The organism is Methylophaga sp. SB9B, from assembly GCF_004832235.1.
GTDB lineage: Bacteria > Pseudomonadota > Gammaproteobacteria > Nitrosococcales > Methylophagaceae > Methylophaga > Methylophaga muralis.
On record NZ_SSXS01000006.1, the window covers coordinates 181786 to 202165 of the forward strand.

23 protein-coding genes, 1 tRNA gene and 1 pseudogene are annotated in these 20380 nt (G+C 43.7%); 15 read left to right on the forward strand and 10 right to left on the reverse strand.

Annotated features, from left to right (window positions below):
• Positions 1–4 precede the first annotated feature (4 nt).
• Together hemH and E8Q33_RS08575 are read right to left on the reverse strand one after the other, a co-directional pair.
• A complete protein-coding gene (gene hemH, locus E8Q33_RS08570) occupies positions 5–1018 on the reverse strand; it encodes a ferrochelatase (RefSeq protein ID WP_136554124.1) in 1014 nt (337 codons plus the stop codon).
• A gap of 8 nt (positions 1019–1026) precedes the next feature.
• Positions 1027–1941 (reverse strand): TIGR01777 family oxidoreductase, encoded by a 915-nt coding sequence (locus E8Q33_RS08575; protein WP_136554126.1) that lies wholly within the window; start codon positions 1939–1941, stop codon positions 1027–1029.
• A gap of 111 nt (positions 1942–2052) precedes the next feature.
• Here E8Q33_RS08575 and E8Q33_RS08580 point away from each other — a divergent pair, with 111 nt between their 5' ends.
• The 3 genes from E8Q33_RS08580 (at position 2053) to E8Q33_RS08590 (ending at position 5113) form a co-directional block, all read left to right on the forward strand.
• A complete protein-coding gene (locus E8Q33_RS08580) occupies positions 2053–2997 on the forward strand; it encodes a DUF523 and DUF1722 domain-containing protein (protein ID WP_136554128.1) in 945 nt (314 codons plus the stop codon).
• Positions 2998–3125: 128 nt separating this feature from the next.
• Entirely contained in the window at positions 3126–4103 is a 978-nt protein-coding gene (locus E8Q33_RS08585) for a histone deacetylase (RefSeq protein ID WP_136554130.1), read from the forward strand.
• A 119-nt stretch (positions 4104–4222) separates the two neighbouring features.
• Positions 4223–5113, forward strand: coding sequence for a crotonase/enoyl-CoA hydratase family protein (locus E8Q33_RS08590; protein WP_247869983.1), 891 nt, complete (start codon positions 4223–4225; stop codon positions 5111–5113).
• A 7-nt stretch (positions 5114–5120) separates the two neighbouring features.
• On the opposite strand, the gene E8Q33_RS08595 is transcribed toward E8Q33_RS08590, so the two are convergent.
• Together E8Q33_RS08595 and E8Q33_RS08600 are read right to left on the reverse strand one after the other, a co-directional pair.
• On the reverse strand, positions 5121–7679 hold the full coding sequence (locus tag E8Q33_RS08595) for an ATP-binding protein (RefSeq protein ID WP_136554132.1): 2559 nt from the start codon (positions 7677–7679) through the stop codon (positions 5121–5123).
• Positions 7680–7694: 15 nt separating this feature from the next.
• A complete protein-coding gene (locus E8Q33_RS08600) occupies positions 7695–8810 on the reverse strand; it encodes an HD domain-containing phosphohydrolase (protein WP_136554134.1) in 1116 nt (371 codons plus the stop codon).
• A 307-nt stretch (positions 8811–9117) separates the two neighbouring features.
• Here E8Q33_RS08600 and E8Q33_RS08605 point away from each other — a divergent pair, with 307 nt between their 5' ends.
• Positions 9118–9486, forward strand: a complete 369-nt coding sequence (locus E8Q33_RS08605; protein ID WP_069296182.1) for a sirohydrochlorin chelatase — start codon at positions 9118–9120, stop codon at positions 9484–9486.
• 12 nt (positions 9487–9498) lie between these two features.
• Here E8Q33_RS08605 and E8Q33_RS08610 read toward each other — a convergent pair whose 3' ends face one another.
• Together E8Q33_RS08610 and pqqA are read right to left on the reverse strand one after the other, a co-directional pair.
• Positions 9499–9786, reverse strand: a complete 288-nt coding sequence (locus tag E8Q33_RS08610; RefSeq protein WP_136554136.1) for a hypothetical protein — start codon at positions 9784–9786, stop codon at positions 9499–9501.
• Positions 9787–9858: 72 nt separating this feature from the next.
• Complete coding sequence (pqqA, locus tag E8Q33_RS16545) at positions 9859–9930, reverse strand: pyrroloquinoline quinone precursor peptide PqqA (protein WP_081443609.1); 72 nt, start codon at positions 9928–9930, stop codon at positions 9859–9861.
• Between the two features lie 221 nt (positions 9931–10151).
• On the opposite strand from pqqA, the gene E8Q33_RS08620 reads away from it, so the two are divergent.
• A tRNA-Arg gene (locus tag E8Q33_RS08620) sits at positions 10152–10228 on the forward strand.
• A 6-nt stretch (positions 10229–10234) separates the two neighbouring features.
• Here E8Q33_RS08620 and E8Q33_RS08625 read toward each other — a convergent pair.
• The 4 genes from E8Q33_RS08625 to E8Q33_RS08640 are packed head-to-tail and all read right to left on the reverse strand — an operon-like array spanning position 10235 to position 12843.
• Complete coding sequence (locus E8Q33_RS08625; RefSeq protein ID WP_136554138.1) at positions 10235–11440, reverse strand: OprO/OprP family phosphate-selective porin; 1206 nt, start codon at positions 11438–11440, stop codon at positions 10235–10237.
• A 29-nt stretch (positions 11441–11469) separates the two neighbouring features.
• On the reverse strand, positions 11470–12102 hold the full coding sequence (locus E8Q33_RS08630; protein ID WP_069296185.1) for a DUF502 domain-containing protein: 633 nt from the start codon (positions 12100–12102) through the stop codon (positions 11470–11472).
• Positions 12103–12141: 39 nt separating this feature from the next.
• Positions 12142–12606: a DsrE/DsrF/DrsH-like family protein gene (locus tag E8Q33_RS08635; protein WP_069296186.1), complete on the reverse strand. Its 465-nt coding sequence runs from the start codon at positions 12604–12606 to the stop codon at positions 12142–12144.
• Positions 12607–12609: 3 nt separating this feature from the next.
• The gene (locus E8Q33_RS08640; RefSeq protein ID WP_069296187.1) at positions 12610–12843 is read right to left on the reverse strand and encodes a sulfurtransferase TusA family protein; all 234 of its coding nucleotides are present in this window, start codon (positions 12841–12843) and stop codon (positions 12610–12612) included.
• Positions 12844–12939: 96 nt separating this feature from the next.
• Here E8Q33_RS08640 and E8Q33_RS15980 point away from each other — a divergent pair, with 96 nt between their 5' ends.
• The 10 genes and pseudogenes from E8Q33_RS15980 to E8Q33_RS08680 form a co-directional block, all read left to right on the forward strand.
• Complete coding sequence (locus tag E8Q33_RS15980) at positions 12940–13278, forward strand: hypothetical protein (protein ID WP_247869984.1); 339 nt, start codon at positions 12940–12942, stop codon at positions 13276–13278.
• Positions 13278–14387 carry a M48 family metalloprotease gene (locus E8Q33_RS08645; RefSeq protein ID WP_247869987.1) on the forward strand — a complete coding sequence of 370 codons (1110 nt, stop codon included), beginning with the start codon at positions 13278–13280 and terminating at the stop codon, positions 14385–14387. Before E8Q33_RS15980 ends, E8Q33_RS08645 begins: the two co-directional genes overlap by 1 nt.
• A complete protein-coding gene (locus E8Q33_RS08650; RefSeq protein WP_136554140.1) occupies positions 14384–14872 on the forward strand; it encodes a thiosulfate oxidation carrier protein SoxY in 489 nt (162 codons plus the stop codon). Before E8Q33_RS08645 ends, E8Q33_RS08650 begins: the two co-directional genes overlap by 4 nt.
• Positions 14872–15189 (forward strand): thiosulfate oxidation carrier complex protein SoxZ, encoded by a 318-nt coding sequence (gene soxZ / locus E8Q33_RS08655; protein ID WP_069296190.1) that lies wholly within the window; start codon positions 14872–14874, stop codon positions 15187–15189. Before E8Q33_RS08650 ends, soxZ begins: the two co-directional genes overlap by 1 nt.
• 49 nt (positions 15190–15238) lie before the next feature.
• Positions 15239–16903, forward strand: coding sequence for a histidine kinase (locus tag E8Q33_RS08660; protein ID WP_247869985.1), 1665 nt, complete (start codon positions 15239–15241; stop codon positions 16901–16903).
• The gene (locus tag E8Q33_RS08665; protein ID WP_069296199.1) at positions 16890–17534 is read left to right on the forward strand and encodes a response regulator; all 645 of its coding nucleotides are present in this window, start codon (positions 16890–16892) and stop codon (positions 17532–17534) included. The genes E8Q33_RS08660 and E8Q33_RS08665 overlap by 14 nt, the downstream gene beginning before the upstream one ends.
• A 204-nt stretch (positions 17535–17738) precedes the next feature.
• Positions 17739–19094, forward strand: coding sequence for a sensor histidine kinase (locus E8Q33_RS08670; RefSeq protein WP_136554142.1), 1356 nt, complete (start codon positions 17739–17741; stop codon positions 19092–19094).
• Positions 19091–19381 (forward strand): response regulator transcription factor, encoded by a 291-nt coding sequence (locus tag E8Q33_RS16740; RefSeq protein ID WP_371413281.1) that lies wholly within the window; start codon positions 19091–19093, stop codon positions 19379–19381. The genes E8Q33_RS08670 and E8Q33_RS16740 overlap by 4 nt, the downstream gene beginning before the upstream one ends.
• Positions 19378–19734 (forward strand): LuxR C-terminal-related transcriptional regulator, encoded by a 357-nt coding sequence (locus E8Q33_RS16745; RefSeq protein WP_371413282.1) that lies wholly within the window; start codon positions 19378–19380, stop codon positions 19732–19734. The genes E8Q33_RS16740 and E8Q33_RS16745 overlap by 4 nt, the downstream gene beginning before the upstream one ends.
• A gap of 187 nt (positions 19735–19921) precedes the next feature.
• Positions 19922–20380, forward strand: a pseudogene (locus E8Q33_RS08680) (PQQ-binding-like beta-propeller repeat protein); the annotation flags it as partial.

Here is a 20380-nt window from a genome sequence, read left to right on the forward strand (position 1 = left end):
GACCCTAAGGCGCTTCACACCACTGCGCTAACAAATCTACCCAAACAGGATCATCATTGAGGCAGGGAATCAGAGTTAATGACCGACCGCCTGCTTCAATGAACACTTCTTCTGCACGAATAGCGATTTCCTCAAGCGTTTCCAAACAATCAGTGACAAATGCCGGGCACATCACCAGGACATTCTTAGTGCCGTTTTGAGCTAATTCAATCAAACGATCTTCGGTATTTGGCCCAAGCCATTTAGCTCTTCCCAGCCGTGACTGAAACGCTACTGAATAGCTGTCAGGTTCAAGTTTTGCTTTTTCTGCAAACGCCGCTGTTGTTGCCATTACTTGATGTCGATAACAGGTTGCATGTGCTGCGTGGGGTGTGGTGCAGCAATCAGCGTGTTTCAAACAATGCTGACCACTCGGGTCGCGTTTGAGAATATGCGATTCTGGTAAGCCGTGATAGCTGAACAGCAAATGGTCATATTCTTCCATCAGATAGGGTCGCGTTTGTTCCACCAACGCATTGATATAGCCCGCTTCCTGGTAAAAAGGCGACTTTATCGTCAGAGTAATATCAAGTTTATGTTGAGTGATAACCTGTTTTGCAGTTTCAATACAAGTGGTTACCGTGCTATCGGCGAAATGTGGATATAACGGCACAAATAAAACTTCTTTTATCCCACTAATCTTTGCCAGTTTTAATAAACCCGCTTCAATGCTTGGGTTGCCATAACGCATGGCAAGCTCAACCGGCATATCAACTTGCTGTTGTACCGCTTTATGCAGCTTTTCAGATAAGGCAATAAGTGGTGAACCATCTTCTGTCCAAACGCTTTGATACGCCTCTGCAGAAGCTTTGGGGCGGCTGGGTAGGACAAACAAACTGACAATAAGCCGGCGCATCAACCAGGGTAGTTGAATCACGTAGGGATCCATTAAAAACTGATTGAGATAACGTCTGACGGAAGGTACGTCAGGGTTGTCGGGAGAACCTAGATTGACTAGTAAAACGGCACGTTGCGTCATGATAATTATTATTTTTTGTTAGAAGAGTTAAGAACATCGCTTAGCGCGCTTTGAATATCAGTATAAAGAAATTCAAAGCCGGAAGCCTGAGCTTTTTCCGGGATTGCTCGTTGTCCACCGAGTAATAAGTCAGCCATTTCACCCATTGCAGTCTTGAGTACACACGCTGGCACTCGAAAAAATGCCGGACGATGCAGCGTTTCGGCCAAAGCTTCACTGAATTGCTGATTTGTGACTGGTCTGGGTGCGGAACCGTTAAATACACCGGAATACGCACGGTTTTCTGCTAAAAATAAAAATAGCCGGCAGATATCATCAATATGAATCCAAGGCATATATTGCCGCCCATCACTTATTGGCCCGCCTAAGCCCATTTTGAACGGCAGTAGCATTTTGCTAAGAAACCCGCCTGATGGAGAAACTACTAAACCGGTGCGAACTATCGCGACACGCATGCCCAGTGATTCTGCTGATAAAGCTGCTTTTTCCCATTGGTCGCATAATTCATGACTGAAATCAGCTTCAAAATCACTGTCTTCAGTCAGAATGGTTTCGCCTTGATTACCATACCAGCCAACTGCTGAGCCGCTGATAAAGCTATGGGGCAGGCTGGAGCGTTTAGAAAGTTGCTGAATCAAATCCTGCGTATAGGTCACCCTACTTTCTAGAAGGAGTTGTTTCCGTTGGTCAGTCCAGCGTTTATCAACAATGGGTGCGCCAGCCAGATTGATGACAATATCGATATGATCATCTACAGGTAACGCTGCGACAGATTCAGCGCAGTGTACTTGAGGGCCAAGAATTTTTTGGGTTTTTTGACAATTACGACTTAACGCAAAAACTGTTTCGCCATTATTGAGTAATCTTTGACACAGCGCTTGGCCGATGAGTCCTGATGCACCGGTTATTAAATAAGCAGCCATGATAATTCCCTCAGTAAAGTTATGATTATTGCTTGTATAGAGTCATAACAGCTGGCAAAGTTTACTAACATTAAGGATAAAACCATTTATTAATGGTTTAACGAGCATTTGATGCGAATTAAAGTCGGAATCAGTAGTTGTTTATTGGGTGAAAATGTACGGTTTGATGGCGGACATAAACATCTGCGCCTTTGCACCGATAGTTTGTCGCGTTTTTTTGAGTTTGTTCCCGAGTGTCCTGAAGTCGGTATCGGAATGGGCATTCCTCGTAAACCCATTCGATTAGTAGGTGATGTGCAAGCGCCCCATGCCGTTGCGGTACATGACTATCAATTGGATTACACGGCAGAGTTAACTGCTTTTGGTCAACAGAAAGCCCGTGAACACAAAGGTTTATGTGGCTATATCTTTATGAAAGACTCACCGAGTTGTGGTTTATTCCGAGTAAAGATTTATCAGAAGAATGGTTATCCAGCAGCCGAGCCGGGGAGAGGCATTTATGCCGATGTTTTAAAAAAGGCACATCCATTGATGCCGATGGAAGAGTCCGGCAGATTGAATGATCCACTGTTGCGTGAGAATTTTATCAGTCGCGTATTTGCTTATTTCGACTGGCAGCAACTTCTAAATGCTGGTCTGACGCACCACAAACTGATTAACTTTCATACCCGTTATAAATATTTATTGATGGCACATTCTCCAGTGTATTATGCCGAGCTTGGTCGAATGTTGGCGGATGCTGGGAATCATGATATTGAAGCATTGGGAGAACGTTATTTCAGCTCTCTAATGATGGTTTTAAGCAAAATAGCTTCGCGTAAAACCCATACCAATGTTTTGATGCATATACAGGGGTATTTGAAGAAAAAGCTTTCCAGTGCTGAAAAGCAGGAACTGGCTGACATTATTGACCGCTACCGCACGGCAGAATTACCACTGATTGTGCCGATCACCTTGTTAAAGCATCATTTCAATAATTATCCGGATCCTTATATTGCCAAACAGGCCTACCTACAGCCGTATCCTGATGCATTAAGTCTGAGAAATACCATATAGATTTTTCAATCGTCAGAATATTGAGAGGGGCTAGCTGACTTTTTGAATTTAGTCATAAACTAGGTGTATGGTGAAACTTGTCATTTCGAATTGATGACTGAAGTAGTAAAGCCAGCTAGGAAATGGAAATGCAACGCAGAGATTTATTGAAGTTTGGTTTATTGAGTGCCGTCAGTACCAAAACCTCGGCAGCCAGCCCAACGGCATTGACTGGTCTGGTTATTGATCCGGGATTTGCCGAACATCACATAATGCCTGAACATCCTGAATCTCCAGCCCGATATGAACGACTTCGCGATGAGTTGGATGTCAGTGATCTGATGTCTAAAGTGACCTTGCTTAAACCCAAAAAAAATATTGAATCGGAATTATTGCTGGTACATTCCGCTACACATATTGCGTCAATAAAGCGTCACGATCCTAGGGCGCATCAGGCAGCGATGCTGGCAACTGGTGGCGTATTAGTTGCAGTAGATGCTGTGTGTAAAGGCTTATTGGATAACGCATTCTGTGCTTCCCGGCCGCCCGGTCATCACGCAACTAATACTGGAAAAGAAGAGGGGTTTTGCTATTACAATCATGTTGCAATCGCTGCTCGTTATGCCCAGAAACGCTATAAATTAAAGCGAATTTTGATTGTTGATTGGGATTATCATCACGGCAATGGTACCGAATGGGCTTTTTACCACGATCCTTCCGTGTTGTTTTTCTCCACTCATGATGCAGATGCTTACCCTGGAACGGGCTCCCCCGATAAAACAGGAACCGGGGCCGGAAGAGGATTCAATATCAATGTGCATTTGCCCTGTGGTAGTGGTGACAATGAAATTGTGGCCGCGTTTGAAGACATACTTATTCCCGCTGTAGCCGAATTTAAACCCGATTTAATCCTTATTTCGGCTGGTTTTGACAGTCGTCAGGACGATCTGTTGGGATGTCACAAAATCACCGACCAGGGTTTTATTCAGCTGACAGAAATTATGTTGCGATTAGCGAAGCAACATTGTGATGGCAAGCTGATTTCGGTACTGGAAGGTGGCTACAATTTGGCTGGAAATGCCAAAGCCAGTGTGGCGCATTTAAAAACATTGATGAAAACAATCTAACCATCTGATTTCACGTTTGATATTAACGGCACAGTTCGTGCTAAACCTTAAAAGAATCCAGTTTAGTGACAAATTTCAGTCACTTGTTGATTGGCAGCCCAAGCCCTTTTAAGGAGAAAATGATGAACGCTGTTGTGAAACTCAGAGACGAGAACGAAGCTGGTCTTGACCAGAATCAGGCAAAGCAATATCAACATCTGAATACCTATTACGATCCAACGTATAAAATCGGTTGGTTTATGATGGATGCTGCTCCTAGGCCTTGTTTTACCCCCACCTTATTAAACGAGTTATCGGATTATCTGGCCAATGTTAAGGCTGAGATGCAACTGACCAATCAGGAAAAATATGATTATTTGGTGGTTGGTTCGAGTGTTGACGGGGTGTTTAATCTTGGTGGTGATTTAAATCTGTTTACCTCGCTGATTGAAAAAGGCGACCGTGAAACCTTATTAGGTTATGCCATCCACTGCATTGATATTCTTTATGACAACATGTTCCACTTTAATTGTGATCTGACGACAGTCAGTCTGATTCAGGGTGATGCATTGGGCGGTGGGTTTGAAGCCGCCTTATCCAGCAATATTATTATTGCTGAACGCGGTGTGAAGCTGGGCTTACCGGAAGTATTGTTTAATCTGTTTCCGGGAATGGGCGCTTACACTTTGTTATCTCGAAAAGTCGGCGCTGCCAATGCAGAGAAAATGATTTTGTCGGGCGCGCTTTATACTGCTGAAGAGCTTTATGAAATGGGCGCTATCGATATTCTGGCCGAGAAAGGTGAGGGCGAGCTGGCTTTGTATAAATACATCAAAGCAGCTAAAAAATCGCCAAACAGTTATAAAGCCATGTCTCGCATTAAAGATCTGTGTAATACAGTGACTTATGAAGAGCTGGTGGCTATTGCCAATATCTGGGCTGATGCAGCTTTAAAGTTGACCAGTAAAGATATTCGCATGATGACACGACTCGTTAGTCGTCAAACTGCGAAATCGAATAGCGAAGCATAGCGGCTTGCTATCTGTCGTCGGCTTTTATTGAACGCCCTTGACCTTTAAGGGCTGTCTCTAATTCGGCAAGAGTTTGATAAAAAGCGTGTTCCAGCTTTTCAGTAAGACGTAATACCTGAACAGAGCCGATATCAAAAGGTTTATACGATTCACCCTGACGGCAGAGTTCGGCAACGTTATTGGCGCCTAGTTCAGATGAAGACCCTTTTAACGCATGTAAGCTTTCGCGATAAGTCAGGTAATCATCATGTGCTGCTTGGTGGATCAATTTAATATGTTTAGTGCCATCTTCTTTATAACCATTAAACAACTGCTTTAAGAAAGTTTCACCGCCTCCCAGCTGAGATAGCTCAATTAGAATCTGCGGATCACACCACTGCTGGGTTGAAACCGAAGATTGGTGTGCGGGTTTGCGAGTTTTGGCTTGGTCCTGATTATTGAGTGCCAGGCGGGCAATAGATTCCAGCAATGAACGCGAATCAATTGGCTTAGTGAGAAACTCATTTGCTCCGGCTTCCAGACAACGTTGTTTGGCCTGTGGCGTGGCATCGGCCGTTAAAATAATAATCGGGATATCGTGTCCGGTATCCATATAACGCATGGCTCGGATAACTTCGGGACCACTATAATCCGGCATGTTCATATCCAGAATCAGCATTTCAATACTGTCAATTTGTTGACTCAAAATATCCAATGCCTGCTCGCCACTGCTGGCGAGTAATACTGAATGACCGGCATGACGCAGAATGCCTTCGAGAACTTGTTGGTTCACCAGATTATCTTCGGCAATCAGTATATTTAATGCTTTAGCGTAAGATTGTGCGGCGTAATGCTGAGCCAGGGTAATGACTTTTTCATCCTGAATGGCATGATTACTTTGCGCCGCATGGATCGCATTAAACAGAACAGGTTTCACCTGAACATCATGCACAATTGAAATGAAATGATGACGTAATCTTGGATCCTGCTTACTTAAATCTGATGGATTCAACAAAATCAGTGCGGTATTGGCCAATAATGGTTCACCATGAATCATATTGGCAAACTGGATCGGATCAATGTCATGCATGCAATCTTGGTCCAACATAACCGTCTGGTAAGGTGTTTGACTTTCTGCTGCCCGAATTAAAGCTGAAAAGGCTTTGGCAGTAGTGTCGACATGTTGATAATTCACTGACCAACCATTGATGATAGGTTTAATAAGATCATGCAGTGAAGTGGTGCTTAAGATCAGCATAGGGCTCTCGGATAAAGTTAAGTCAATTGTCTCATTGGCCGTGAATGGCAGTTCAAACCAGAACAGGGTGCCTTCTCCCAGTTCGCTGGTCACACCAATCTCACCGCCCATCAGTTCAACCAATTCCTTGGCAATCGTGGTGCCTAAGCCTGTTCCACCTTTATTCAGTGTATCAGGTGAAATCTGAGTGAAGTCATCGAAGACGCGTTGCAACGCTTCTGGTGGAATGCCAATCCCGGTATCACTGACTTCAAAGCGGATCCACAATTGTTGGTTCGATTTGTGATTGCTGGGTTGCACCGAGAGTTTAACGGCTCCGTTGTCGGTAAATTTAATACTGTTACCGATAAGATTGATCAGCACCTGACGGAGATGTTGTAAATCGCCATTGATGGAGAAGGGGAGAGCAGGGTCGATATAGCAATTTAGATGTAATCCTTTGGCATTCGCCATCGGCTTTTGCATGCCAATGATGCTATTCAGTAATTGATGTAAATCGAAAGGTTTATCACTGATTAAAATCTTGCCAGCTTCAATTTTGGCAATATCCAACACATTTTCAATCAGACTCAGCAAAGTATGAGCTGAAGTTTTCATGATTTTAACAAAGTCATGTTGTTGCTTATTGAGCTGGGTTTCAGCCATTAAATCGGCAATGCCGATAACGCCGTTTAATGGTGTGCGCAGTTCATGTGACATATTAGCCAGAAAACGACTTTTTGCTTCATTGGCCTGTTTTGATAACGCGATAGCGACATGCAGTTTTTTAATCAGAAAAGCCGAATACAACGGAATGATCAGCAATAAAAATAACAGGCTGTAACCAAATGGTTCATGTTGAGGATGCTGCCAATATTCACCATTTAGAATGGCGATGGTAAAGCCGATAAGGCCAACGATTAAGGAGATATAAAGGTAATTCACCCCAAAGCGAAAGCCGTTGCCTAGAATGACCCATAGATACAAAACAAACAAAAAGACACTTTGTTCTCCGGCAATCAACATGACAATAGAAAGTGCAGTGAGGTCCAGCAGAATGCCACACACTCTGCGGATAGGGGACGGCTTGGGATTGAGAACCAAAGCCGTTGCAATTACTAATGCCAGTGAATAGTAAGCAAGTGTAATCAGGCTTGGAAAACTGATGAGGTTTTCGACAAAGGTTCTTTCAACTCCCCATGGCAGACAAAAATAAATTAACAGGGCAATACCCAATGTCAGGCGGATTTTTATCGCCTGTTCAGGTTCGGTATCTCCGGTTTTTGGCATTTTGGCGAACAGTCGCGAAAGCAATTTTTCACCTTGAGGTTGGACGAGATTTTTGTTCATAGTATCCGGGCAAGGCTAGTCAGCATATTCAGCTTGAATTTGTTGAATGGCATCAATCCGATCAAAAAAAGCTTTTACACAGCGCGGATCTAACTGTGTTCCGGCACTTTGTTTGATATATTGGCAGGCATCTTCATTGGACCAAGGCTTTTTATAGGGTCTTTCGGTGACTAAAGCATCATAAATATCAGCCACTGCCACGACTCTGGCAATCAGTGGGATTTCCTCTCCCTGCAACTGATTCGGATAACCTTTTCCATCATAACGTTCGTGATGATGCAGTGCGATCACAGCTCCAATGTGCATGTATTTGGATTGACTGTCAGAGAGAATTTCGTGACCGATGGTGGTATGAGTTTTCATGATTTCCCATTCATCGGGATCCAGTTTTCCAGGTTTCAATAAGATCCGGTCAGGAATACCGATTTTGCCAATATCATGCATGGGGGCGGCATATTCGAGATCTTCACACTGCTGTTCATCGAAATCACCCAACGCTTCAGCAATAAAACGAGAATATTTCGCCATACGGATAACATGATTCCCGGTGCCTTCATCACGGTATTCACCAGCTTTGGCCAAACGAATGATAGTTTCTTTTTCTCTTAAGATGATTTGTTCGGTCGCGATTTCGACCTGGCGGGCCAGCCATTTAGCGCGATCTTCAATGATGAGATGCTGTTCATGCATTTGCAGCAGGTTACGACAGCTGGTGCGACATTCTATTTGATCTATGGGACGTATCAGAAATGCAGTGGCTCCAGCATCTAGTGCTTCGTAACGCACGGCTTTTTCACTGACCACCGTGATCATCATAATAGGAACACTTTGAAAATCGGGGTTTTGACGAACGCGCCGGATAAACTCGATGCCATCAATTTCTGGCATACGGTAATCCGTTATAATCAAATCAGCCTCATGCTGATTCAGCCACTCAAGGGCATCGGCAGAATTACTTAGCGCCGTAACATGAATATTTTCGCCAATTTGCAAGACTATTTTTTCCAAAATAGTTCTGCCGGTAGATTGATCATCGACGATCAACACCTCTTTGGTCTTCTTAAGAATGCTCAATCTCCTTGCCGATTCATAAGGTTTTAAGTTGTCAGGACGACCATATTGGTTTACCAAGACATGATCCTCATTAACTTGCCCTTCCGTTACATCCCTGCATTGGCAGTTTAATTAACAGAAGTCTTTCCCTTGAATCTGTGTCAGTTATTTTGTTTAAATACGAATGCTTTTTATCACCGCATTATGCTGACACTGTTGATGGCTGTCCATCCCATTTGAGTTGTGAACAAATACTTAATAACCTCTTTGGTTTGAATCGAGGTAAATAAATTTTGTTAGCAAAAATGATTTTGAATCGAAATCTCAGAAGACCTGAATAATCTGTTCACGTGTAATTCACGTGTTCAATAGGATCATATTATCCATGAAAGCTTTATTACTAATTGCCCATGGCAGTCGCCGCCAACGTTCAAATGATGAAGTCATCGAACTTGCCGACAAACTTAAATCAGAATGTGCTGAGCACTACGACATTGTGCAAGCTGCCTTTCTAGAACTTGCAGACATCTTAATTGCCGATGGAATTGAAAATTGTGTGAATGACGGTGCGACGCACATTACGGTATTGCCATACTTTCTAAACTCCGGGCGTCATGTCACCGAAGATATTCCACATGATATTGATGTGGTAAGACCTAAATTCCCGGATGTGCAGATTTTTATTGCGGACCACATTGGCGCTTCGTCAGCGATGATTGGTATGTTAAGAACGGCAGCAATCGCTAATCAGTGATTTTTTGCTTTATCAAGGTTTTAAAAATCTTGAAGCAATGATCATGGAGTCGGTTGGTCTTTCACGTTGCACCTGCCAGCCTTGAGCCAAAATATAGTCAAGCGCCTGTTGGTGACTCTCAAACTTTTTATCAACCGCTTGTTGCACTCCATCAATCTCTGAGTGAATGATAAAAAGCGTTGGACCAACTTGTTCAATACGACATTGTGGAAGGCGTGACATAGTGGTTCTCCAGTGCTTAATAAATTCAGAATCGGTGTTTAGTAAATATTCTAAAGATGCAGTATAGGCTTTCTGCAATAGCAAAACCTCAGCAAACTTAAGACACAAAAAAGCCCCTTTGCAGGGGCCTCTTTGTTAAAGCAGTTTCGTTTAACGGTTACAGATGTACATAGTAACTTCAAAGCCGAAACGCATATCTGAGTATTCTGGTTTAGTCCACATGATCGTAACTCCTGAGTGAGAAAAATGCTGCTTGGTACGATTCACATAATAGGCATCTCGCTGCAGGTTCTGTAGCGGATATTGCTCGACAGGAATCAGTATTTTCCTTGATTAAAAACTGAAGTTAAGCCTTAAACCCAATACGTCGTTAACGTATGATTCATCCCAAACGGACCTCATAGTTCATAGCCACGACCCTGACTGCTATAATCACCGCCGATGTCCCTGTAGCTCAGATGGATAGAGCGTCCCCCTCCTAAGGGGAAGGTCATGCGTTCGAATCGCATCGGGGACACCAAAAATATTAATAAATTATTTGCAGTCGTGATTGGAAAATAGCGGGGGAGGCGTTGGTGAATTCTCCGCCATCAACTTTCAGAACCTTTACATATTCGCTGCTAAGACTGATATTTCGGTTTAATACCCAAGTGAGCCCTGTAGTCAGGTTTTGTTGACGTCCACCAGTAATTGGGTGATTAGTTAAATCCAACTCGCTTAATCGCATGCCTAATCGCCAAGCACCCCAGCCACCATGTTGGACAGAATGGGCCGGTCTTAACCGTCCAAAAGTACCTTTTTCATGGTTGTATGGTTGTGGTTCACCGCTGGCAATCCAGGTTAAATCAATATGCCAGCCACTAAAATGAATATTTTCGCCGGAGTCAGTTTCATTGATTCGGGCTTTGCCAACATGACTGTAAATATATTCAGCTTGCAGCGCCCACGGACCTCTGGCGATAGCAGATTCTATTCCTAAATAGGTGTAGCTATCGGCAATAAAGGTTCGCGTGTCGATTAATCGAATATCGGTATTTCTCGTTTCAGGGCGTTGGCGAAAACGAACTTCTTGTTGGCTATCGGTATTTCGATGCGCAATACCTAAACCGAAATGAACTATTCTGCCAGCATCGCTTTGTGGGGCGAATGTAACGCGGGCTGAGGTGCCAAATTTTGTATCGTTGCTACTGCTTTCAGTGCCTGTTGTGAACATGCCAGCCGCTGCTGTCCAATGGTGTGTGTGTTTGTGAAGCTCAACCCCTAATGATCTGGGTGGTGTCAACAGACTGACTAGCGAGCGTTCGAGAAAAGCCAAATCCTGCACACTTGTCAGCCGCTCCATGCCAAACGGTTCTTTAAAATGACCTACAGTAAAGCGGGTGTTGTTGGCGCTGGTATAGCGGATAAACGCATTACGAATCGCTGAACGATCATCCCTGGCAAAGTCATAAGTAAAATCGATAGAAAGATGCTCTCCGATTTGAGCACTGCTGGAGAGTCGAGCACGTCGAACATTCCATTCGTTATCAAAATCGGTGCGACTATCGTTAATAAAAACTCCCCGATCCAACTGCAAGCGGGTGCCGCTTTCAAATTGAAAGAAATCATCTTTGCTGCTGTAGCAAAATAACGAATCACAGTTTTTTTTAGCGGGTTCAGCCAGACTGAACCCAGGTAAAAATAATAATCCCAAAACGACGTAGGGAAGGTAACGTTGATAGAGCAAAGACATTCCTTTGTCAGTTAACAGTTTGATAAGGCTTATTTCTGAAGAATTATTTTTGATTGGTGCGATTCTGTCTCGCTATCTGACAAGCCTGCCGTCAAAATCCATCGCATAGTGTCTTCGTTAGACATTTTTAATGATCTGACTTGTTCGCGTGGCAGACAGATGGTGTAGCCACCAATCTGATAACTCAGCGGCAGATAAACCGCTACCAGATCATTTTCCTCTTCTTCATCCTGGGTCATTTCGAGCAAATGACTGACATCGTCTTTCACCAGAAAGCCAATAAATTGCACGCCACCAATAGTAACCGCCACGGCATGATTCAGATTGTCCTGTTGCTTCTCACGAGAGAAGAATTTGGTGAAATCGCGCAATGCACCATGAATCGATTTGACCAGCGGTATGCGATCTAATATGGATTCACCGATATCGAACAGACGTTTTACCAACCAGGCATTTACGGCGATGCCGATAACAAAAATTAAGCCAATAGCAGCTAATAAACCCAGCCCTGGCCAGTAAAAATCATAGGGCAAAATAGCAATCATCATGGGACGCAAGGCTTGTTCCGCGGAGACGGCCAACCAATAAATCAAATACAACGTTAGTGTGACCGGGAGTACCGTTGCCAAACCTTTTAGAAAAGTTTTCCAGACAAATTGCATAAAGCTGCTTCCCGTTCTTAATTTTAAAGAATAAAGTATCTATATATATAGTGTGATGTCGGCTTCACTGGCAAATTCCAGAAAGGTAGCTGCTCCACCATGACTTATGCCATCGATGAAATCCGAGTTTTTAAAATCGAATAAATCCACTGTCATTTGACAGGCAATTAATTCAACGCCAGATTCCAGGCAGATTTCACGTAATTCAGCGACGCTGGCGACGCCCTTCTTTTTGAGCTTGCGTTGCATCATCCAGGTGGCAAAAGCTTCAAGACCAGGAATAATCTGTACGATGCTGGGCACTGGAACCGGCATCGGCATGGCTGGGTTACCCAAAGGCGATACTTTGAGTGATAAATCGTTTTTCAGTAACTGCAAACCATAAAAGGTAAAAAATATTTTCGCTTCAAAACCTAATGCTGCGGCAGTTGACGCCAGCAAAAATGGAGGATAAGCGCCGTCCAACGTGCCTTTACTGGCGATGATGGCGAGTTTCTTAGCCATGCTTTATGCCCCTTTTTCAATGATGAAATACAGCTTTCCGTCAGTTTCTTCGCTGCTTAACAGCGGATTGCCAGTCATTTTGCAAAAAGCCGGAATATCTTTTAGCGCACCTTTATCGGTACAGATGAGTCGAAGTCGCTGCGCAGAGGTCATTTCATTAAGCATTTTGCGAGCTTTGAGCACTGGAAGCGGACAGTTTAAGCCCGAGGTATCAATTTCTGTATCAAAATCTGACATACTGATTTCCTTTAACATATGCGTTTACATAATAAACGCAAGTGGCGTTTTTGTCTTTGCGGAACCGGCCTTAATAAGCCAAGGTCTATAGGCGTTATGAAAAATTTGATCGCTACATTTATTTTTTTATTTAGCTGCGCGAATACAGCCCAGGCTAATTTAGACATTGCGCTACCTGAGATGGGCGATAGTGCCGGTGCATTAGTATCGCCTATTGAAGAGTATCAGGTCGGTCAATCCTTTTACTGGCGGCTACAACAAACTGTCACACTGGTTGAGGATCCGGAAGTTAATAGCTACATACGCTCGCTTGGAAATAGATTGGTGGCGAACAGCGATGATCCGGGTCGTCCATTTACTTTTTTTGTCGTGCCAGACACCTCGGTGAACGCGTTTGCGCTCCAGGCGGATTTATCGGGATTAATACTGGTTTGATGTTAACCAGTGAAGAAGAAGCTGAATTAGCGTCGGTTCTGGCGCATGAGATAGCCCACGTTACCCAGCGACATATTTTGCGTAACTTTGAGCGCTCCAAACGCATGAGTGTGCCAATGACAGCTGCAATGATTGCGGCGGCCTTGTTGGGTGTGGCCGATCCAAGTGTTGGTTCTGCGGCAATCATGGCTGTACAGGCTGGGAATGTGCAGATGCAACTGGATTATAGTCGAGCGCATGAAGCTGAAGCCGATAATCTGGGCATGCAAACCTTAGTAAATGCCGGGTTTGATCCACATGCAATGCCACGCTTTTTTGAACGCCTACAAGTTGCTGGCCGCTTTTATGGTGGCAGCCAAATACCTGAATTTCTCCGAACTCACCCGATTACAGTGTCTCGTATTGCAGATGCCAGAGGCCGCGCTGCAAATTATGAACCTCGCCCTCAACTGAGAGATGTTGAACAGTTTTATCTGATGCGTGAAAAGTTACGCGTGATGTCATCAACCAATATGCGTGAGTTGATAAAAACCTACGAAGATAAATTGAAAGAAACACCGTCAGAAGATCAATCTATTACACGTTATGGTTATGCTTTGGCGTTATTAAAAAACGGTAATCTGACGCAGGCTCGCGATTTAGTTAATGGCTTAATTGATTTAGATGATAATCGGTTGAGCTATCATCTGGCGTTGGCTGATATTGAAATTGCCTTGGGAAGAATGGATGCAGCACTGGCTATCTACAATGATTTTCAAAGGGTTTATCCTGATGATTGGGCTCTATCTATCAAACAGGTGCAGGCATTGTTAAGAGCAAATCAACCACAAAGAGCGATTCCCATTTTGCAACGCCAGTTAGATATTGGTGAGTCGTCTGCAACTTTGTATAGGTTGTTGGCCCAAGCTTACGGTGATATGGGGCAGAAAAGTCAGTCGCATGTCTGGCTGGCCGAGCATTACCACAGCTCAGGAAGATTAATGCAAGCCGCTGATCAATTACGTATTGCTGCAGATTATGCTCGTGGCGATGAATTTGAACTCTCTAAAATCAGTTCAAGGTTACGGCAGATTGAAATGGATTTGGCGATGATGGAACAAGTGCGATGACCGAAAAATTTGACGAAAAGCGTCGTAAGTTAATTAAACAATCCATATCTGCTTCGACATTGGCTTTAGTTGCCGCGAGTGGTTTGACGATTCCTCGGGTGCTGCTAGCACATTGGCCACAAGATGCCTTCAATGCCGAAACCCTAGAAGATGCTATTTTAACGTTCCTTGGAGAAGCTGAAGAGGTCAATGATGAGGCGATTCAATTTACTATTGGATCACCACCGACTTATGCTGTGAACGGGGCGACAGTGCCGGTTGAAATCAGCAGCAGCTTACAAAATATTCAACGTGTGGCTTTTTTAGTTGAAAAAAACCCATTTCCTCTAGCCATGGCGCTTGAACCAACATCTGCGATGAGTTTTCCATTTAAAACAATGCTCAAAGTTGCCGAAGATTCAGAAGTCATTGCCATGGTCAAAGCGGACGATAAGCTTTACCGAACCAGTCGTTATGTTGAAATTGATATTGGCGGGTGTGCCTGATGGCCATAAAATCCAGAGACAGAATTCGGGCCAAACTGCAGGATGGCAATACTGTAGTGAGAATTTTACTCGCGCATCCCATGCACACAGGCCGTGGCAAGAATGAGCAAGATGAACTGATCCCGGCAGAGTTCATTCAGGATATTCGCTGTTGGCGCAACGAAGATGAAGTCTTAACCATCAAATGTGGGACAGCGACTTCGCGTAATCCATATTTTGCGTTTCAGTTGATCGGTGGTGAAGCAGGGGATGTCATACGCTTACGTTGGGTGGATAATGTTGGGGCTAAGGGAACTGCGGAAACCACCGTCGTATGAGTCTGAAACTTCGCGCTAATTTATTTTTGCTCTATTGCTGTTGCTATCAATGTTGGGTAGTGCGGTAATTCTGATAACCAATGCTAAACGTTCTGTTGAAGCCGAAGTCATTTCCACCATGGATGCGACAGCACATATTATTACCGTTACGCTGGCGGGCGGTGCGCTGGCTAGAGATACCAGCGTCAGTGAACACATGCATGAATTGGTTCGTGCATTAAGTGAGATCCGCAGTTTGCATATTCTCCTGTTTGATCGGCAAGGCTTGATGTTTGAGGGTATGCCGGACAGGGAGTTAGCAGTTCAACCACCTGTATGGTTTGTAAAATTATTGTTCCCCGATGTCTCACCTCTATCAAAGCGTTTCGGCTCTGGTCATATGGTGATTTATCCTGCGCCACTAATGGAAATCAGTGAGCGTTGGCAAGATGTCCGCGCCATTATGGCGCTTGGTATGATTATCTTTGTGATAGTAGCTTTCCTAATTTATTGGGGAGTCGGCTGGGTCATTAGACCATTGCAACGTTTGCTGGATGCTCTAGCCGGATTTGAGCGTGGTGATCTGCACATGCGGCTGCCACGTTTTTCATTGAAAGAAATGGACCAAATCAGTCAGAGTTTCAACCGGGTTGGTGATGCTTTGGAGCAAAGCTCAACCGAAAACCGCCGCCTGGCGATGTTAGTCAAGCAATCCGGAGATGCCATCCTTTCCTTAGACCATGCTGGTTACATTACTTTCTGTAATGCAGCAGCAGAACGATTATTTGCCGATATACCGAATTTATTAGGTGAGTCTCTTGCCTCGATGCCATTTCAACAAGACCGAAACAGCATTATTTCAGTATTAAATGGTTTTGAATCAGTTGAAAATCTAGAAACTACGCTCAAACGCAGTAATGACGAATTACTTTCTTTATTAATCTCAACTGTTCCGCTAACGGAAAATGATGGCTGTGTTGCCGGTATGATTTGTACTTTGCGTGATATCACTGAACATAAACAAGCCGAAAAAGCTCGTGCTCAACTCTATGAAACTCGCTTGTTAACCAATCACATGAATCAGGTTCAAGAAGCAGAACGCCGTCACCTGGCTCGTGAGTTACACGATGAATTAGGGCAGTGCTTAACAGCGATTAAAACCGATGCGGTGTTAATCCGTAATCGTTCAGAAACTACCGATAATAAAATTTTCCAAAGCGCTCAGGCGATCATCGATACCGCCAGCCATATTTATGATGTTGTGCACAATATGATTACCCGTCTACGCCCTAGTCCATTAGACGATTTAGGATTAATGGCTACCTTGGAAGAAAGCATCAGCAAGTGGCAGCAACGTCAGCCTGACATTCACTTTAATTTGATTACTGATGGCCAGTTAAATGGCTTTGATGAATCCACTAATATGACGGTGTTTCGTGTGGTACAGGAAGCATTAACCAATGCGGTTCGACACTCAGATGCTGAAAATATTATGGTTAGCGTGATACGGGATAAAAACGAAGCGACGGAACAGTTAACCATCAATATTCGAGACGACGGCAAAGGCATGGTCGTTAACGATTTTCACTCGGATGTGGATTTTGGTTTGCTAGGCATGCGTGAAAGAGCGCAAAGTCTAGGAGGAAAATTTGATCTACAAAGTCAGTTGGGCGCCGGTGTCAATCTGACCATCACCATACCATTGGGGGTAAATGTTCACCATGAGTCTAAATAAAATAACGGTATTACTGGTTGATGATCATGAATTGGTTCGCGCCGGCTTTCGTCGCTTACTGGAAGATGGTGAAAAATTTCAGGTAGTGGCTGAAGCCGGATCGGGCGAACAGGCGGTGCAGGATTTTGCAAAGTATCATCCAAATGTCGTGGTGATGGATATTTCCATGCCGGGCATTGGTGGTGTCGGAGCTATAGAGCGAATTATTGCTCGTGAACCGACAGCGAAAATTTTAGTATTAAGTGTTCATGAAGATAGTGTCTTTACCACCCGTGCAATGCAGGCGGGAGCTTTGGGTTTTATTCCCAAACGAAGTGCACCAGAAGCCATGTTGAAAGCTGTTGAAATGGTTTCACAGGGACGCACCTGTATCGCTCCTGAAATTGCTCAGCAACTTGCCATGCAGAAATTAACCGGCTCAGAGAATCCGCTTGATGTGCTAAGTCAGCGTGAGTTTGAAGTATTCAGACTGCTGGCTGAGGGTAAAACAGTGAACGAAATTGCGGATATTTTGAATTTAAGTCCAAAAACAGTTGGAACACACCATACCAATATTAAACAAAAGCTCAACGTATCAAATTCAGCAGAATTAGCTCGTTTAGCAATTCGCAGTGGTTTGCTGGAAGCTTGATATAGCTGTATTTGATGCCGCACTACGTCTAGCAAAAAACGCTCTGAAGCGAACGTCTTGCTTTCCTGATTTGTAATCAGCAACCAGTTTTTATGGTGGCTAGCTCACATTCTTAATGTGCTTAAAGCTGCAGATCCTTACGCACATACTATAATCTTGTTCATTTTCTGTTTTATGTAGCGTTGGTGTAAGGATCTTTAACAGGTGAATTTGATACTCCAAGTCAATCTGATCATCGTGATGGTATTTATCATCATGTGTGGCCTTGGTGTTAAAAGTACACTTGATGATATTCGTCTTCGAGTTGATCATGAACTGGATGTTTCGACAGAAGTGGCGAATTATGTCATCGAAGCACAAATCGCCCGGGTAGAAATGGCATTATCTCAACAAGATTTATCACTTTCTGAATGGTCATCACTGTTTCACCTCAAAGATCTCCACGATATCTCACACGTCGATATTGAGCTGATTGCAAACAATGGTGTGTTACTTGATTCGAACCATCCCACCACCGCTAATCTTCCTACAGGTCTGCCCCTTTGGTTGGAAAAACGTCTGAAAACATACTTAGGCCATACTGAAGTCATCATCACCCCGATTATCATTGCTGGGCAGCACAAAGGGGATATTGTGATAAGTCCCAATTTTCGTGCTGAATGGAACGATATTCATGCCTATATTAAAAAATCATTGATGCCGCTGATTTTGACTTTTTTTATAGGTAGTTTGATTATTGCCATAATTGCCTCACTGATTCTGTGGCCGGTAACAGACATGTTGCCAAAGAAAAATCAGCACACACAACCCTCACGCTCTCCGTTTGCTTTGTTAAGATTAAACCAATTACTGGCAGTAAATAAGCAACTCAAACTGTTAAAACAACGCTATGTAGATACCGATCAAAAGGTTGATGTGCTGAATCAGCAGTTAATGACCATTCAGGAATCCGAACGTAAGCGCTTATCGGCTGAATTACATGATGAGATTGGCCAACATTTAACTGCAATACAATTTGATTTAAACAACATAAAACATTCTGCCTCTCTTGATGAAGCCAAAACCAGCGCGGCGGCAATTGATTCAGTGCATAGCCGCATGACTACTATTGTCCGCTCTATGTTGCAGCGCTTGCGTCCACCCGAGTTAACCGAATTAGGCGTAAAAGGAGCAGTGACAGAATTATTTAATGATTGGGTCATTCGTCATCCTCATCATCACGCCACTCTATTAATAGAGGGGGACTTCAATCAGCTGGATGAAACGCGGCAGTTAACACTTTATCGAATTGTTCAAGAGTGCCTGACGAATATCAGTCGGCATGCTGGTGCAGAAAATGTTCAAGTCGATGTGAATTTGCAATGCAATCACGACTCTGTATATATAAGTGTAAATGATAACGGAAACGGTTATCATCCCGAACTTTCAAATAATGGTTATGGTTTAACTGGAATGCGAGAGCGAGTAGAAGCGTTGTCAGGTAGTTTTGATATAGCTACTGGACCTGGCAAAGGAGTCGCGTTATCTGCGAGCTTTCCTACCCAAGGTGTTGCTGAATGAAAAATGAAATAAGAATTTTATTGGCTGATGATCATGAAGTGGTCAGATCTGGCTTAGCACGAATGCTTGAACGAAATGATGATATGCATATTGTCGGCGAAGCCATTAGTGGTGAGCAGGCTTATCAAATGTACACAGAACTTGATCCCGATATTCTCATCATGGATATGAGCATGCCGGGTATTGGTGGTCTTGAAGCGTTGCGGCGTATTTTGGTTCGTTATAACAAGGCTCGGGTCATCATGTTTCCATGCATGAAAACGTCACCTTGGCAGTTCAGTCTATGAGTGCTGGTGCAGCGGCTTACCTGGCAAAGTCTGGCGATGCGGACGATATTGTCAAAGCCATCCGACAGGTTATGGAAGGTAAAAGTTATCTCAGCTCGGAAATGGCTCAGCGAATTGCCTTGCAAAGTGTCTCCGGTTCAGAGGACCCGATTCAGCGATTAACGGTACGAGAATTTGAAGTTTTCAGGCTGCTCGCTGAAGGTCATCCACTGGAATATATCGCCGAAACTCTGAATTTAGGCCACAAAACTGTCGCGAATTACCAAACGATGCTCAAACAGAAGCTTGGTTTTCACTCATCTGTAGAGTTAGTGCGGCTTGCAATCAAATATAACGTCATAAAAAGTCATTAATTTTCTCACCCTCTATAGGCACGAAACTGAGGAATAACGGGAAGATCTTCCTTGTTCGGGAAAAAATCCCGATATCAGAGTGATTGGTTCCTAATGATTCTCAGGCAAAATCGGAATAAAGTCACAACCTCATGAAAGAACAGCGACGCTGGCGTCATGAACGATAAAAACTATAGAGGACAACTTTATGAAGCTGAAAACATTATCAATCGCAATGATGGGTTTAGTAGCACCAGGTCTGGTTGCTGCCGATGAACTCATCGAAATGCAAAAAAATGCTAATAACTGGGTGATGCCTGCAGGTAACTATGCAAACACTCGTTATAGCGAACTGTCTCAAATTACTAAAGACAATGTCAAAGATTTGAAAATGGCTTGGTCTTTCTCAACTGGTGTTTTACGTGGCCACGAAGGTAATGCTTTGGTCATGGACGGCACTATGTACGTTCATACAGCGTTCCCAAACATCGTTTTTGCTCTTGACCTGAACAACGATGGCGCCATCATCTGGAAATATGAGCCAAAACAAAACTACGATGAAACTGTACCAGTCATGTGCTGCGATACCGTTAACCGTGGTCTGTCTTATGGCGATGGCAAAATCTTCCTGAACCAAGCTGATACAACACTTGTTGCATTAGATATG

Coding starts and splice junctions, on each gene's coding strand:
- E8Q33_RS08645 (WP_247869987.1), top strand. CDS start 13,278: ATGTTAACCAGTGAAGAAGAAGCTGAATTAGCGTCGGTTCTGGCGCAT.
- E8Q33_RS16740 (WP_371413281.1), top strand. CDS start 19,091: ATGAAAAATGAAATAAGAATTTTATTGGCTGATGATCATGAAGTGGTC.
- E8Q33_RS08585 (WP_136554130.1), top strand. CDS start 3,126: ATGCAACGCAGAGATTTATTGAAGTTTGGTTTATTGAGTGCCGTCAGT.
- E8Q33_RS08660 (WP_247869985.1), top strand. CDS start 15,239: ATGTTGGGTAGTGCGGTAATTCTGATAACCAATGCTAAACGTTCTGTT.
- E8Q33_RS08580 (WP_136554128.1), top strand. CDS start 2,053: ATGCGAATTAAAGTCGGAATCAGTAGTTGTTTATTGGGTGAAAATGTA.
- soxZ (WP_069296190.1), top strand. CDS start 14,872: ATGGCCATAAAATCCAGAGACAGAATTCGGGCCAAACTGCAGGATGGC.
- E8Q33_RS08630 (WP_069296185.1), bottom strand. CDS start 12,102: ATGCAATTTGTCTGGAAAACTTTTCTAAAAGGTTTGGCAACGGTACTC.
- E8Q33_RS15980 (WP_247869984.1), top strand. CDS start 12,940: ATGAAAAATTTGATCGCTACATTTATTTTTTTATTTAGCTGCGCGAAT.
- E8Q33_RS08595 (WP_136554132.1), bottom strand. CDS start 7,679: ATGAACAAAAATCTCGTCCAACCTCAAGGTGAAAAATTGCTTTCGCGA.
- E8Q33_RS08605 (WP_069296182.1), top strand. CDS start 9,118: ATGAAAGCTTTATTACTAATTGCCCATGGCAGTCGCCGCCAACGTTCA.
- E8Q33_RS08665 (WP_069296199.1), top strand. CDS start 16,890: ATGAGTCTAAATAAAATAACGGTATTACTGGTTGATGATCATGAATTG.
- E8Q33_RS08625 (WP_136554138.1), bottom strand. CDS start 11,440: ATGTCTTTGCTCTATCAACGTTACCTTCCCTACGTCGTTTTGGGATTA.
- E8Q33_RS08640 (WP_069296187.1), bottom strand. CDS start 12,843: ATGTCAGATTTTGATACAGAAATTGATACCTCGGGCTTAAACTGTCCG.
- hemH (WP_136554124.1), bottom strand. CDS start 1,018: ATGACGCAACGTGCCGTTTTACTAGTCAATCTAGGTTCTCCCGACAAC.
- E8Q33_RS16745 (WP_371413282.1), top strand. CDS start 19,378: ATGAGTGCTGGTGCAGCGGCTTACCTGGCAAAGTCTGGCGATGCGGAC.
- E8Q33_RS08590 (WP_247869983.1), top strand. CDS start 4,223: ATGATGAACGCTGTTGTGAAACTCAGAGACGAGAACGAAGCTGGTCTT.
- E8Q33_RS08635 (WP_069296186.1), bottom strand. CDS start 12,606: ATGGCTAAGAAACTCGCCATCATCGCCAGTAAAGGCACGTTGGACGGC.
- E8Q33_RS08575 (WP_136554126.1), bottom strand. CDS start 1,941: ATGGCTGCTTATTTAATAACCGGTGCATCAGGACTCATCGGCCAAGCG.
- E8Q33_RS08650 (WP_136554140.1), top strand. CDS start 14,384: ATGACCGAAAAATTTGACGAAAAGCGTCGTAAGTTAATTAAACAATCC.